The sequence below is a fragment of the Acidimicrobiales bacterium genome, assembly GCA_036399815.1.
Lineage (GTDB): Bacteria > Actinomycetota > Acidimicrobiia > Acidimicrobiales > DASWMK01 > DASWMK01.
In genome coordinates this window covers 1-13,403 of the sequence record DASWMK010000179.1, presented here as the reverse complement: position 1 = coordinate 13,403, position 13,403 = coordinate 1, and the positions used below count along the sequence as shown (strand labels likewise).

The window sequence follows — 13,403 nt, the reverse complement described above, 5'->3', positions numbered from 1 at the left end:
GCCAGCAGCCGGCGGACGACCGGCGACAGCACCTTCGACAGCGCGCCGCCACCGCCGCCGCCGTCGCCCGACGGCGCGGGGGCCGGGGCCTCCTGGTGCGGGTACGGCTCGTCCGTCTCCTGGCGGGGCGCGGCCTCGGGCGACGCCCGGTCGGCGTCGATCTCCACCGAGCCGGCCGTCGACGCCGACTCGGCGCCGGCCGCGTCCTCCTGCGCGGTCGGCGACCCGCCGACCCCGGTGTCGGGCTCGCCCTCGCTGGCGCCGGCGGCCTCGAGGGCCCGGTCGCCCTCGGCCTGCACGGCCTCGGTGCCCGCGCCCTGCCCGTTGCCGGACACGTCGCCCGGCTCCTGGCGCGGGGGCTTCTCGGTGACGGCCTCCTCGGCCTCGGCGCCGCCCTGGGCCTCCTCGCCGCCCTGGGCCTCCTCGCCGCCCCCGCCCCCGCCGCCGCCGGGCGGTGCGTCGGAGATGACGGCCAGCCTGGTGCCGACGTCGACGGTCTCGCCCTCCTGGACGAGGATCTCGGCCAGGAACCCGCCGGCGGGCGAGGGCACCTCGGAGTCCACCTTGTCGGTGGACACCTCGAACAGGACCTCGTCCTCGGCCACCTGGTCACCGACCTGCTTGAACCACTTGGTGATGGTCCCCTCGGTGACCGTCTCGCCCAGCTGGGGCATGGTGATGTCGGCCATCAGCCGTGCAGTCCTCTCCCGGTCAGGGCCATGACGGCCTCGCCGTACGATTCCGAAAGGCTCGGATGGGGCTGGATGAACTGGGAGATCTCCTCGGGCGTCGCCTCCCAGTTGACGGCGGCGTAGCCCTGGCCCAGCTGCTCGGTGACCCACGGGCCCACCATGTGGACGCCGACGAGGCGGCCGGCGGTGCCGTCGGGCCGCTTCTCGGCGATCACCTTCACGAGGCCGTCGGCCTCGCCCACGATCAGCGCCCGCCCGTTGCCGACGAAGTGGTAGCTCGACGTGACGACGTCCAGCCCGGCCTCGCGGGCGGCGTCCTCGGACATGCCGGCGAAGGCCACCTCCGGGTGGCAGTAGATGCACCACGGCACCCGGCCGTACTCCACCGGCACGGCGTCCTCGCCGAGGATGTCCCGGATCACGAGGATCCCCTCGGCGAAGCCCACGTGGGCGAGCTGCGGGGTGGCGATCAGGTCGCCGATGGCGTAGACGCCGGGCTCGGGCGTGCGGCAGTGGTCGTCGACGACCACGAACCCCCGCTGGTCGACGTCCACCGCCGTGCCGTCGAGGCCGAGGCCCTCGGACAGCGGCCGGCGGCCGACCGACACGACGACGGCGTCGACCTTGATCGACTCGCCCTCGCCGAAGCGGACCGTGGTGCCGCCGTCCGGGTCGGGGTCGTGGCCGGTCACCATCACGCCGGTGCGGACCTCGATCCCCCGGCGCTTGAACGCCTTGAGCACGACCTTCACCACGTCGGCGTCGCAGCCGGGGAGGATCTTCGGCAGCGCCTCGAGGATCGTCACCTGCGTGCCGAGGTCGGCCATCATCGAGGCGAACTCGCAGCCGATGGCGCCGCCGCCGATGACGACGGCGGAGGACGGCAGCGAGCGCAGGGCGAGCACCTCGTCCGAGGTCATGACGGTGCGCCCGTCGACCTCGAAGCCGGGGATCGTGCGCGGCACCGAGCCGGTGGCCAGGATGACCGCGTCGCCGGTGAGCTCCACGTCGCCCGACTCGCCGCCGGTGACCCGCACGGTGCGGCCGGCGTGCAGGCTGCCGGTGCCGTTGTAGATCGTGACCTTGCGCCGCTTCAGCAGCCCGGACAGGCCCTTCCACAGCTGGTCGACGACCTTCTGCTTGCGGTCCTGGCTGACCGAGAAGTCGAGCCCCGGCTGCTCGGCCTGGACGCCGAACTCCTTGGCGCCGGCGACGGTGCGGAACACCGTGGCCGTCTCGAGGAACTCCTTGGCGGGGATGCACCCGCGGTGGAGGCAGGTGCCCCCGACCTTCTCCTTCTCGATCACGGCGATGCGCAGGCCCGCCGCTCCGCCGTACAGAGCGGCGGCATAGCCGCCGGGACCTCCGCCGATGATCACGACGTCGAAGTGCTCGGCCGTGGGAACCACCTCCTGGGACGGTGCGCGCGGTCAGGCTACCGGCCCGGCGCGACACCCGAGAAGGCCCGGCGGGCGCTACTCGTCGTCCTGGTTCGAGCCCTCGTCCTGGCCCTGGATCTCCTCGTCGACCTGGTCCTCGACGTCCTGGATCTCCTCGTCCGTGGTGGCGCCGTCACCGTCCTCGTCGGAGCAGGCGACGCCGCCGAGCAGCAGCATCCCGGAGAACGCGACGGCAGTGGCGCGACGGAGGGTGCGGTCCATGCCCGCGCGCTACCCGCACCCCGCGAGGCGGAAACGGGCGGTCAGCGGGCCAGGGTGACCTGGAGCGCGAAGGCGACGAGGATGGCCAGGCCGAGCAGGAGGGCGGCGGCGATCAGGCGGCGGGTGCTCACGGCGGCGCGGAGGCTACCGGGCGGCCGTTTGTGCGCCGACCGGGCCGGGTACCCGCCCGCCGACCCCGGAGGTGCCGCGTGGACGTCCTCGTGCTGATCGCCGTGATCCTGCTGCTCCTCACCACCGTGCTCGTCGTCGTCCAGCGCCGGCGGCGGGCCGGAGGGGTGATCGTGGTCGACGGCGACCGCGACCGCTGATGGCCCTGCTGCTGCGGGCCACCGACCTCATCGGCCGGGTCGTCGTCACCATCGACACCGGCGAGGACCTCGCCGAGGTGAAGGACGTCGTGTACGGGACCGGCCACGCCCGGCTGCTCGGGTTCACGCTCCGCCGGCGGGGCTTCCTCGGCGGGCCGATGAAGCGGGTGCTGCCGTTCGCGAACGTGGCCGCGCTCGGGCGGGACGCCGTGATGATCGAGTCGGCCGACGCGCTGGCGCCGTCGGCCGACGCGTTCGCCCAGGCCGTCGCCAAGGCGACGGACCGCAACGTCCTCGACGACGAGGTGCTCACCGAGTCGGGCCGCCGGCTCGGCAAGGTGACCGACGTGATCGTCCTCTCCGAGGGCGTGCCCGAGGTCGTCGGCTACGAGGTGGAGGCGGGCGAGGCGATGGGGCCGAGGGCCGGCACCCGGGTGCTGCTCCCCCTGCCGAGCACGCTGGCCGTGTCCGGCTCGGCGCTCGTCGTCCCGGCCGCCGCGGAGGAGTTCGTGAGCGACGACCTTGCCGGCTTCGGCGCCTCGGTGGAGGCCTTCCGGGCCCGGCTGCGGGACGCCGGGTGAGGCGCTTCGCCGAGGTGCTCGGCCTGCCGGTCGTGAGCGCGACGACGGCCGAGCGGCTGGGCACGGTGGCCGCCCTGGTCGTCGACCCGGCCGGGGCGCGCGTCGCCTCGGTGCGGGTGAGCGGCGGGCCGGGCGAGTTCGTGAGCTGGGAGGACCTGCGGGGGGTCGGGCCCGACGCCGTCGTCGTGGCCGCCGACGCCGCCATCCGGTCCGCCCGCCCCGGCCTCGAGGAGCGCGCCGCGGCCGGCGTCGCCGACCTGATTGGCAAGCGGGTGCTCACCGACGCCGGCACCGAGGTCGGCACCGTCGCCGACGTCGAGTTCGACCCGGAGACCGGCCTGGTGACCACCGTCCTGGCCGGCGACCGCCGCCTCCCCGGCGCCGCGCTGCGCGGGGTCGGGCCCTACGCCGTCGTCGTCCGCGACGCCGGACTGGAGGAGCCGCCCACCGCCGCGCCATCCTGACCGGGTGAGGGTCGTCGTCACCGGGGCCGCCGGCTTCGTCGGGAGCCGGGTGGCCGAGTGCCTGCTCGACGGCGGCCACCGGGTGGTCGGCGTGGACGCGCTGACGCCGGACTACGACCCGGCCCGCAAGCGGGCCAACCTCGCCGGGCTGGCCGGCCGGCCGGGGTGGGAGGCGGTCGAGGCCGACCTGCGGGCGGCCGACGTGCGGGCCCTGCTCGCCGGGGCCGACGCGGTGTGCCACCTGGCGGCCCGGCCCGGCGTGCGGTCGTCGTGGGGCACCGAGTTCGCCGGCTACGCCGAGCACAACGTCGTGGCGACCGCGCGCGTGCTGGAGGCGGCGGCCGGCGCCGGCGTCGGTCGGGTGGTGCTGGCCTCGAGCTCGTCGGTGTACGGCACCGGCGCGGCCGTCCCGACGAGGGAGGACGCCCCGGTCCGGCCGCACAGCCCCTACGGGGTGACCAAGGCGGCGGCCGAGCACCTCGCCGGCGCGTTCGCCGCCAACTTCGGCCTGCCCGTCACCGTGCTCCGCTTCTTCACGGTCTACGGACCCCGCCAGCGGCCCGACATGGCCGTCGGCCGCATGGTGGAGGCGGCGCTCGGCGGCCCGCCCTACCGGCGGCTCGGCCCGCCCGCCCGCCGCGACCTCACGTTCGTCGACGACACGGCCCGGGCCACGGTGGCCGCCGTCGACGCCGACCTCCCGCCCGGGACCGTCCTCAACGTCGGGTCGGGCCGGTCGGTGTCGATGGCCGAGGTCGAGGCGCTCGTCGCCGCGGCCGTCGGCCGGCCGCCGCCCGTCGAGGAGGCCGGGGCCGAGCCGGGCGACGTGGACCGCACCGAGGCCGACGTCACCCGGGCCGCCGACCTGCTCGGGTGGGAGCCGGCCGTCGCCCTGGCCGACGGCATCGCCGCCCAGGTCGCCTGGCGGCGGGGCGCCTGACGGTCAGCCGGCGAGCGCGGCCTCCTCGGCGACGACGGCCCTGACCCGCTCGACGAAGCGGTCCTCGCCGAAGGCGGCCGCGTGGGCGGTGATGGCGGCCCCGTCCCAGGTCGTCGCCAGCGCCCGGCGCACGGCGGCGGCGATCTCGTCGGGGTCGGGCCGGTCGAAGAACACCCCCGTCACCCCCTCGACGACCGTGTCCAGGTAGCCGCCGCCCCGCAGCGCGACCACCGGCCGGCCGAACGACGCCGCCTCGAGCGGGGTGAGGCCGAAGTCCTCGAACGACGCCGCCACCAGCGCCGCGCTCGTGGCGTAGAGCCAGCGGAGCCGGGCGTCGTCGACCCGCTCGACGAAGGTCACCCTGGGGCCGGCCAGCGAGCGCAGCCGGTCGCGGTCGGCGCCCTGCCCGACGACGACCAGCCGGTGCCCGGGCAGGCGCTCGACCGCGGCGACCACCGCGTCGACGTGCTTGTAGGGCTGGAGCCGGGACACGCACAGCAGCGCGCCCTCCTCCACCCCCGGCACCGGCACGAGCGGCCCGCCGGGCACGACGGCCGGCGGCGGCGGGACGACGGTCGCCTCGATGCCGTAGGCCCGGCGGATCCGCTCGCGGACGCTCGTGGAGTTGCAGAGGTAGCGGTCGGCCGACCGGGCCGCCCGGCGGTCCCAGGTGCGCAGCGCCGGCGCCATCACGCCGACGGCCCGCTTCACCGCGCCGCTCGACTCGAGGAGGTAGTCCTCCGGCTGGTAGAGCCAGCGGGCCGGGTTGTGGCAGTAGACGACCTTGCGGCCGCCGGTCCGCACGCCGTGGGCCCACCCGCTCGACGAGCAGACGACCACGTCGGCGTCGACCCGCATGGCCGAGAAGGCGGGAGCGAGCAGGGGCAGCGCCCTGCGGTGGTCGGCCCGGAGGGCGGCGACCCGGTCGAGCGGCGAGGTCCGCACGTCCGCGTCCGCGAACTCCGGGTAGGTCGAGGCCCGCTCGTAGAGGGACGTGTGCAGCGGCGCCCCCGGGAAGGCTCGCAGCAGGCTGAGCACGACCCGCTCGGCCCCGCCCCGCTGGGTCAGGTAGTCGTGCACGAGGGAGACGTCCACGCCGGCCACCGCCGGCCGACACTACGCGGGGCGCGGACCGCTCCCCGGCCGCCGGCCATTAGCATTCCTTCGCTTGTCCTCCAGCGTCCCGAGCGGGCGGCCTCGCGGGCCGGCGGCCGCCGAACCCCGGTGAGCACGACCCTCAGCCCCTCCAGCACGCCGGCGCGCGGGTCGTCGACGCACGGTCGCCGCCGCCGCCGGTTCTCCCGCTCGCGCCTCACCGTCTGGGTGCTCGCCGCCGCCGCGACCGCGGCCGCCGTCGTCCTGTCCGACGCCGCCCCGACGGACCTCGCGGTCGTCGACGCCGTGTTCCGGGGCGCGCTGGTCGGCCTCGTCACCCTGGCCGCCAGCCGGGCCCGCCGGTGGTCGTGGCTGGCGGCGAGCGGGCTGGTGTGCCTCGCCGCGTCGTTCCCCTGGCTGGCCGTCGGCCTCGGCGCGCTGGTCGTCGGGCTGGCGGCGGCGGTGTTCGACGTGCGCCGCCGCGACGTGAGCGCGGCCGTGGGCGCGGCCGCCGCCCTCACCGCCCTGCACCTCGACGTCGACCACCCGGTGGGCGCGTCCGCGGCGCTGGCCGCCGTCGCCCTCGCCTGCATCACGGTGTCGGGGGTGCGGACCATGCGCCGCGGCCACCGGCGCCGCGTCTACACCGGCGTCGTGGTCGCCGGCGTGCTCGCCGCCGCCGCCGCCCTGCTGTTCGTGCTGACCATGCTGTCGATCAGGGGCGAGGCCGAGCGGGCCGTGGACCTGGCGAGGGACGGGCTGGACGCCGCCCGGGAGGGCGACACCGAGACCGCCGTCCGCCACTTCGAGGAGGCCGAGGCCGCCTTCGCGCACGCCGAGTCGTCGGCCGGCGGCTTCTTCGCCCAGCCGGCCCGGCTCGTGCCCGTCCTGTCGCAGAACGCGGCCGCCATCCGGCAGCTGGCCGACGCCGGGCGGGACCTGGCGTCGGCGGGGGCCACGACGGCCAGCCGGGCCGACCTCGAGTCCGTCCAGCTGCGGGGCGGCGCCATCGACCTCGAGCGGCTGGCGGCCATGGAGGAGCCGCTGGCCGAGGCGAGCGCGGCCCTCACCCGCTTCGACGCCACGCTCGACGACCTCCGGTCGCCCTGGCTCGTGGCCCCCATCGGCGACGCCGTGGAGGAGCTGCGCGAGCAGACGGCCGACGCGCTCCCCGACGCCCAGGTCGCCCTCGACGCCGTCCGGGTGGCGCCGTCGTTCCTCGGCGGCGAGGGCCCCCGCACCTACTTCGTCGCCTTCGTCACGCCGGCGGAGCTGCGGGGCTCGGGCGGCATCCTCGGCAACTTCGCCCAGCTCGACGTCGTCGACGGCCGCATCCAGCTCACGAGGACCGGCCGCAGCGAGACCCTGAACAACGCCAGCGACCCGTTCCTGCGCCAGGTCACCGGCATGCCGGAGTTCCTCCAGCGCTACGCCGGCTGGTCGCCGACGCAGTTCTGGCAGAACGTCACCATGTCGCCGGACTTCCCGACGACGGCCAAGGTCATCGAGCAGCTCTACTTCCAGTCCGGCGGCGTGCCCGTCGACGGGGTCATCAGCGTCGACCCGACGGCGCTCGCCTCGCTGCTGCGCCTGACCGGGCCCGTGGACGTGCCCGGGCTGCCGGCGCCGCTCACCTCCCGCAACGCCGAGCAGATCCTGCTGCGGGACCAGTACATCGAGTTCCCCGAGCGGGCCACGCGGGTCGACTTCCTGGAGGACGCGTCCCGGCTCACGTTCGAGGCGCTCACCTCCCGCGACCTGCCCGGGCCGCAGGCCATCGCCGACGCGCTGAGCCCGGCCGTCGACGGCGACCACCTGCGGGCCCACAGCGTCCACCCCGACGAGCAGGCCCTGTTCGAGGACCTCGACCTCGACGGGTCGATGCCGCCGGCCGAGGTCGACTACCTCGACGTCGTCACCCAGAACGGGTCGGCCAACAAGATCGACATCTTCCTGCACCGCACCGTCGACTACGAGGTGCGCGTCGACCCGGGCACCGGGCAGGCCACGGCGTCGCTCGACATCACGCTCGAGAACCAGGCGCCGGCGAGCGGGCTGCCCGACTACGTGATCGGCAACGACGTCGACCTCCAGCTGCCGCCCGGGCACAGCCGGATCTGGCTGTCCGTGTACACCCCGCTCGGCCTGGAGGGGGCGACCGCCGACGGCGCCGAGCTGGAGCTGGCGCCCGGCGCCGAGCTCGGCCGCCAGGTGTACAGCCAGTTCGTGACGGTGCCGCCGGGGGCGACGATGGCCGTCCACCTGGACCTGGCCGGCCCGCTCGACCTGAGCGAGGGCTACCGGCTCGACCTCGGCCACCAGCCGCTCGTGAACGCCGACGAGGTCAGCGTGGACGTCACGACGGCGCCCGGGTTCGAGATCGAGCCCGTCGCCGGCGTGGAGCGGCGGGGCGACGGCGTGGGCGCCGACCTCACGCTCACCGAGCGCCAGGCCTTCATCGCGGGGTTGGCCCGCCGATGAGGAGCACGCGCGCTATGGTGTCGCCACCCCCGGCAAGGGTAAGCATGTCGGTGCCGGTCGGCCGTCCCTTCGTGGGAAATGGTGGACTCGGCGGCGAAACTGCGCAACACTTGCCGGACGACGTGTACCTGCAGGCCCGATTCAAAGCCCTTCGGGGCGGAGGTGAACCCGTGATTCGACGCATCCTGGTCGTCGCAGCGTTCCTGCTGCTGATCTTCGCGCCGGCGGCCCAGGCCGCTCGGCCCTGCAAGTACAACGGCACCTGCCCGACCGTGACCGTGACCGTGCCGCCCGACCAGGGTGGGACGCTCCCCGTCACCGGCGGTTCCGACACCAACCTCGAGCTCGTCCGCTTCGCCGTGGCCTTCGTGGCCGTCGGTGGGATCCTCGTCCTCGCCGCCCGCAAGCGGACGTCCCGGGCACTCGCCGCCGACGTCGTCTAGTTGACCGGCGCCCCCGAGGCGCCCACAGGTACACGCCTAGCGACCGCCCCGGCTCTGCCGGGGCGGTTCCGCGTTCCCGGACGGCCACACAGCCCTGATCTCCTGGTGAAGGTGGCGGGCGGGACGGCGGGGTGGTCCGGCCGGCGGATGATCGAGCGGGCCGTCCCCAGCCGGTCACCCGTCGAGCGGTAGGCCCCGACCGCCGCCGCCGAGCCGGGCGACGCCGCCCAAGCCGTCGAGCGGTGGGACGCCTGCAGCCCGTTCCCAGGACGACGCCGCAGCCCGTTCCCGGCACGACGCCGCAGACCGTTCCCGGCACGACGCCGCAGCCCGTTCCCGGCACGACGGCCCAGCTGTTCCCGGCACGACGCCGCAGCCCGTTCCCGGCACGACGCCGCAGCCCGTTCCCGGCGACGACGCCGCAGGCCCTTCCCGGCACGATGCCGAGGCGGCTCGGCGATCAGGCGACGGATGCCGGCGCCGACGTCAGCGATGTGCACCGTCCGCCGGCCGGCGGCGCGTGCTGCCGAGGGCGCCGGGCGCGCCCGCTCGATCAGGCGTCGAGGGCGTAGGTGGCGGGCTCGGGCTGGTCGAGGTACGACCGGCCGACGACGCTCGCCTCGGGCACCGCCTCCAGCAGGTCGGGCTCCACGTACCCGGAGCCTCGCACCCAGGCCGGCACGTCGTCGAGTACGACGGGGCGGTTCATCCCGAGCATGTGCCGCAACGTCCGCCACAGCACCCACACGTCCATCCGCAGGCAGCCGTAGCGGAGGTAGAAGAAGTCGTAGTCCGGCGTCTCGTGGGGCAGCTCGTCGGTGTGCGAGCCCACCTGCCAGAGGCCGGTGCAGCCCTGGGGCACGAGCACCCGCAGCTCGCCGTACACCGGGTCGACGGGCTCGAACGCGTCGGGCATCTTCGGCCGGGGCCCGACGAGGCTCAGCCGGCCGAGGGCGACGAGGTACAGCTGCGGGAGCTCGTCGAGGTGCAGGCGGCGCAGGAGCAGCGGGATCCGGGGGAGGTTCATCTCGAGCGACCGCTTCAGCGCGTAAGGCGGCGTGTGCTTCGGCAGCGTGCGCAGCTTGTAGAAGCGGCGGTGCCGGCCGCCCTCGGTGATCCGCTCCTGCACGAAGAACGGCCACGACCGCAGCGACACCGCGGTGACGGCCGCCAACGCGGCGATCACCGGGGTGGCGAGGATGGCGAGGAGCCCGCCGACGACCAGGTCGAACAGCCTCTTCCGTACACGCCAGCTCAAGGTCGCTTCCCCACTCCCCTTGCCTCAGCCCTGGCGGTCCGCGCCCTCCGCTCCCTGCGGTGGACGAGTCTACAACGTCGTTGCGACACGCTTCCGAATCGGCAGCGGCACGCGATCGTCAACGGCGTCGGGCGGCTCAGCTGCCCACCAGCAGCTGGCGGACGTCGTCCTCGGCCTCGGGGGTGACGAGCACGAGCACCTCGTCGCCCGCCGACAGGCGGGTGTCGCCCCGGGGCACCACGACGTGCTCCTCGCGCACGACGGCGACGACGGTCGAGTCGCGCGGCAGGCCGAGGTCGAGGATGGCGCGGTCGGCGGCCGGCGAGCCGGCGGCCAGGGTGACCTCGACCAGCCGGGCCCGCCCGCCCTCGAAGGTCAGCAGCCGGACGAGCGAGCCGACCGACACCGCCTCCTGCACCAGCGCGGTGATCAGGTGCGGCGTCGACACGGCGACGTCGACCCCCCAGCTGTCGTTGAACATCCACTGGTTCTTCGGGTTGTTCACCCGGGCGACGACCCGGGGCACGCCGAACTCCTGCTTCGACAGCAGCGAGATCACGAGGTTGTCCTCGTCGTCGCCGGTGACGGCGGCGACCACGTCGGCCGTCTCCGGGGTGGCCTTCGCCAGCTCGGACACCTCGCAGGCGTCGCCGGCCAGCCAGGCCGCGCCCTTCGGCTCGCCGGCGGCGACGGCGTTGGCCACCCGGTCGGGGTCGACCTCCATGATGAGCACCTCGTGCCCGGCGGCGAGCAGCTCGGAGGCGATGAAGTTGCCGACGTTGCCACCGCCGGCGATCACGACCCGCATCAGTGGCCTCCTTGGCCCTGCGGCCCGGACAGGTGGGCGTCGACGGTGGCGAGGTCGCCGCTCACGGCCACGTAGGCGACGTCGCCCTCCTGCACGACCACGTCGGCCGACGGCAGCTCGCTCACCCCCAGCCGGCTGAAGGCGACCACCCTGGCCCGGCCGGGCAGCTCGAGCGCCGAGAGGCGCTGGCCGACCCAGGCGGCCGGGATGGGGCGCTCGACGAGCGAGACGCGGGCGCTCGGGTCGACCCACTCGACGCCGGCCTCGTCGGGGAGGATGCGGCGCAGCACCCGGTCGGTCGTCCACTGCACGGTGGCGATCGTCGGGATGCCGAGGCGCTCGTAGATGGCGGCCCGGCGGGCGTCGTAGATGCGGGCCACGACCCGCTCGATGGCGAACACCTCGCGAGCCACCCGGGCGACGACGATGTTCGAGTTGTCGCCGTTGGTGACGGCGGCGACGGCGTCGGCCCGGTCGATGCCGGCCTCACGCAGGCGGTCGCGGTCGAAGCCGACCCCGATGACCCGGTCGCCGCCGAAGTCGTCCGGGAGGCGGCGGAAGGCCTTCGCCTGGCGGTCCACGACGGCCACCGAGTGCCCGCCCTTGTCGAGGGCGGTGGCCAGGCCCGAGCCGACCCGCCCGCATCCCACGACGACGACGTGCACGGCCGGCACTCTAGGGGCGGCGTGGCCCGAGGCGCAGCAGCCTGGCCCAGGCGCCCGGGCCCCGGATCGGGCGGAAGGCGTCGGACGCGGCCGTGAGGCGGGCGTCCTCCTCGTCGGTGAGGTCGAGGTCGGCGGCCGCCGCGTTCGACTCGACCTGGGCGACGCTGCTGGCGCCCGGGATGGCCACCACGTTCGGCCGGCGGATGACCCAGGCCAGCGCCACCTGGGCCGGGGTGGCGCCGTGCGCGACGCCGATGGCCTGGAGCGCGCCGAGCAGGGGCTGGGCCCGCTCGAGGTTCTCGGGCAGGAACAGCGGGTTGGCCGCCCGGATGCCCGACGGCGACACCCGGCCGTCGTAGCGCCCGGAGAGGAGGCCCTGGGCCAGCGGGCTGTGCGCGATCACGAGCCGCCCGGCGGCGGCCGCGTGGGGCAGCACGTCCCGCTCCGGGTCCCGATGGACCAGGCTGTAGGCGACCTGGTCGGCGAGCACGGGCCGGCCGAGCGCGGCCTCGGCCCGGCGCCAGCGGTCGGCGTCGAAGTTGCTGACCCCGACGTGGCGGACGACGCCGTCGTCGACCAGCCGGGCCATCCCGTCCATCGTCGTGCCCAGCGGCACCACCGGGTTCGGCCAGTGCACCTGGTAGAGGTCGATGACGTCCACGCCCAGCCGGCGGGCGCTGGCCCGGCCCCGCTGCACGACGACCGGCGCGACGGGCGCCACCGGGAACAGCTTGGTGGCGAGGAACACGTCGTCCCGGCGGCCGGCGATCGCCTCGCCCACGATGCGCTCCGACCGCCCGAACGCGTAGACCTCGGCGGTGTCGATGAGGTTGATGCCGAGGTCGAGGGCGCGGGCGACGATGGCGCCGGCCGTCCGCTCGGCGTACTCCTCGCCGTAGCCCCACTCACGCGACCCGAACTGCCAGGTGCCGAGCCCGATGGCCGATACCCGCGCCCCGCCGACCTCGACGTGGCGCACTCAGACGGCCCGGCCGGGCTGGGTGCGCAGCAGGTCGCGGATCTCGGTGAGCAGCACGACCTCCTCGGTCGGCGTCGGCGCCTCGTCGGGCGCGGCCACCCCCCGGCGGCGCCGCTCCTGGAGCGCGTTGAACGCCTTGACCACGAGGAACAGGGCGAACGCGATGATGACGAACCGGACGACGGCGGTGAGGAACGCGCCGGTCAGCAGCCGGCCGTCGCCCACGTCGGTGGTGATCTGGTTGAAGTCGGGCTGGCCGAAGAACGCGGCGATCAGGTTCATGAGGATCCCGTCGGCGAAGGCCTGCACGACGGCGTTGAAGGCCACTCCGAGGATCACCGCGACGGCGAGGTCCAGTACGTTCCCCCGCATGACGAAGGCCTTGAACTCTCTCAGCATGCGGGCACGGTAGACCCGTGGACGTCGCCGTGACCGGGTCGACGGGGCTGATCGGCAGCGCGCTCGTCGCGTCCCTCGAGCGGGACGGGCACCGGGTCCGGCGGGTGAGCCGGCGGGCCGACGCCGGCCCGGGGACGGTGCGCTGGGACCCCGAGCGGGGCGAGCTCGACGGGGCCGCGCTCGCCGGCGTGGACGCCGTCGTCCACCTGGCCGGGGAGGGCATCGGCGACCATCGCTGGAGCGACGAGCACAAGCGGCGGGTGCTCGACAGCCGGGTGAAGGGCACCACGCTCGTGGCCGAGACGATGGCGGCCCTCGACCCCCGGCCGTCGGTGCTCGTCAGCGCCTCGGCCATCGGCTACTACGGCGACCGGGGCGACGAGCGCCTCACCGAGGAGAGCGCGCCGGGCGAGGGCTTCCTGGCCGACGTGGTGAGGCAGTGGGAGGGGGCGACGGGCGCAGCCGAGGCCGCCGGCATCCGCGTCGCCCACATCAGGACCGGGCTGGTGCTCGCCCGGTCCGGCGGCGCGCTGGCCCCGATGCTGCCGCTGTTCCGCTTCGGGCTCGGGGGCCGCCTCGGGTCGGGCCGCCAGTGGTGGAGCTGGATC

General features: G+C 75.3%; 15 protein-coding genes. 6 read left to right on the top strand and 9 right to left on the bottom strand.

Annotation, left to right across the window (positions count from 1 at the left end):
• The 3 genes from VGB14_13180 to VGB14_13170 form a co-directional block, all read right to left on the bottom strand.
• Positions 1 to 689: biotin/lipoyl-containing protein (locus VGB14_13180; protein HEX9993875.1), on the bottom strand; the 689-nt coding region annotated here is incomplete at its 3' end.
• The gene (gene lpdA, locus VGB14_13175; protein HEX9993874.1) at positions 689 to 2,101 is read right to left on the bottom strand and encodes a dihydrolipoyl dehydrogenase; all 1,413 of its coding nucleotides are present in this window, start codon (positions 2,099 to 2,101) and stop codon (positions 689 to 691) included. The genes VGB14_13180 and lpdA, both read right to left, overlap by 1 nt.
• 66 nt (positions 2,102 to 2,167) lie before the next feature.
• Positions 2,168 to 2,353, bottom strand: coding sequence for a hypothetical protein (locus VGB14_13170; GenBank protein ID HEX9993873.1), 186 nt, complete (start codon positions 2,351 to 2,353; stop codon positions 2,168 to 2,170).
• A gap of 328 nt (positions 2,354 to 2,681) precedes the next feature.
• On the opposite strand from VGB14_13170, the gene VGB14_13165 reads away from it, so the two are divergent.
• From VGB14_13165 to VGB14_13155, 3 genes are read left to right on the top strand one after another with little or no spacing between them, the layout of a single operon-like run.
• Positions 2,682 to 3,263 (top strand): PRC-barrel domain-containing protein, encoded by a 582-nt coding sequence (locus VGB14_13165; protein HEX9993872.1) that lies wholly within the window; start codon positions 2,682 to 2,684, stop codon positions 3,261 to 3,263.
• A complete protein-coding gene (locus tag VGB14_13160) occupies positions 3,260 to 3,727 on the top strand; it encodes a PRC-barrel domain-containing protein (protein HEX9993871.1) in 468 nt (155 codons plus the stop codon). Before VGB14_13165 ends, VGB14_13160 begins: the two co-directional genes overlap by 4 nt.
• A gap of 4 nt (positions 3,728 to 3,731) precedes the next feature.
• Positions 3,732 to 4,667, top strand: a complete 936-nt coding sequence (locus VGB14_13155) for an NAD-dependent epimerase/dehydratase family protein (GenBank protein HEX9993870.1) — start codon at positions 3,732 to 3,734, stop codon at positions 4,665 to 4,667.
• A gap of 3 nt (positions 4,668 to 4,670) precedes the next feature.
• Here the strand turns inward: VGB14_13155 and VGB14_13150 are convergent, their stop codons facing one another.
• Complete coding sequence (locus VGB14_13150; GenBank protein ID HEX9993869.1) at positions 4,671 to 5,771, bottom strand: glycosyltransferase; 1,101 nt, start codon at positions 5,769 to 5,771, stop codon at positions 4,671 to 4,673.
• Positions 5,772 to 5,891: 120 nt separating this feature from the next.
• Between VGB14_13150 and VGB14_13145 the strand changes: the two genes are divergently transcribed.
• Together VGB14_13145 and VGB14_13140 are read left to right on the top strand one after the other, a co-directional pair.
• Positions 5,892 to 8,243, top strand: a complete 2,352-nt coding sequence (locus VGB14_13145) for a DUF4012 domain-containing protein (GenBank protein ID HEX9993868.1) — start codon at positions 5,892 to 5,894, stop codon at positions 8,241 to 8,243.
• 170 nt (positions 8,244 to 8,413) lie between these two features.
• The gene (locus tag VGB14_13140) at positions 8,414 to 8,686 is read left to right on the top strand and encodes a hypothetical protein (protein ID HEX9993867.1); all 273 of its coding nucleotides are present in this window, start codon (positions 8,414 to 8,416) and stop codon (positions 8,684 to 8,686) included.
• Positions 8,687 to 9,239: 553 nt separating this feature from the next.
• Here the strand turns inward: VGB14_13140 and VGB14_13135 are convergent.
• From VGB14_13135 to mscL, 5 genes are all read right to left on the bottom strand, one after another.
• Positions 9,240 to 9,944 carry a sugar transferase gene (locus tag VGB14_13135; protein ID HEX9993866.1) on the bottom strand — a complete coding sequence of 235 codons (705 nt, stop codon included), beginning with the start codon at positions 9,942 to 9,944 and terminating at the stop codon, positions 9,240 to 9,242.
• A gap of 136 nt (positions 9,945 to 10,080) precedes the next feature.
• Positions 10,081 to 10,752 carry a TrkA family potassium uptake protein gene (locus VGB14_13130; GenBank protein ID HEX9993865.1) on the bottom strand — a complete coding sequence of 224 codons (672 nt, stop codon included), beginning with the start codon at positions 10,750 to 10,752 and terminating at the stop codon, positions 10,081 to 10,083.
• Positions 10,752 to 11,417: a TrkA family potassium uptake protein gene (locus tag VGB14_13125; protein ID HEX9993864.1), complete on the bottom strand. Its 666-nt coding sequence runs from the start codon at positions 11,415 to 11,417 to the stop codon at positions 10,752 to 10,754. The genes VGB14_13130 and VGB14_13125 overlap by 1 nt, the downstream gene beginning before the upstream one ends.
• Before the next feature lie 10 nt (positions 11,418 to 11,427).
• Positions 11,428 to 12,396 carry an aldo/keto reductase gene (locus VGB14_13120; GenBank protein HEX9993863.1) on the bottom strand — a complete coding sequence of 323 codons (969 nt, stop codon included), beginning with the start codon at positions 12,394 to 12,396 and terminating at the stop codon, positions 11,428 to 11,430.
• Positions 12,397 to 12,795 carry a large conductance mechanosensitive channel protein MscL gene (gene mscL / locus VGB14_13115; GenBank protein HEX9993862.1) on the bottom strand — a complete coding sequence of 133 codons (399 nt, stop codon included), beginning with the start codon at positions 12,793 to 12,795 and terminating at the stop codon, positions 12,397 to 12,399.
• Between the two features lie 17 nt (positions 12,796 to 12,812).
• Between mscL and VGB14_13110 the strand changes: the two genes are divergently transcribed.
• Positions 12,813 to 13,403, top strand: a 591-nt coding sequence (locus VGB14_13110) for a TIGR01777 family oxidoreductase (GenBank protein HEX9993861.1), incomplete at its 3' end; no start/stop codon positions are given.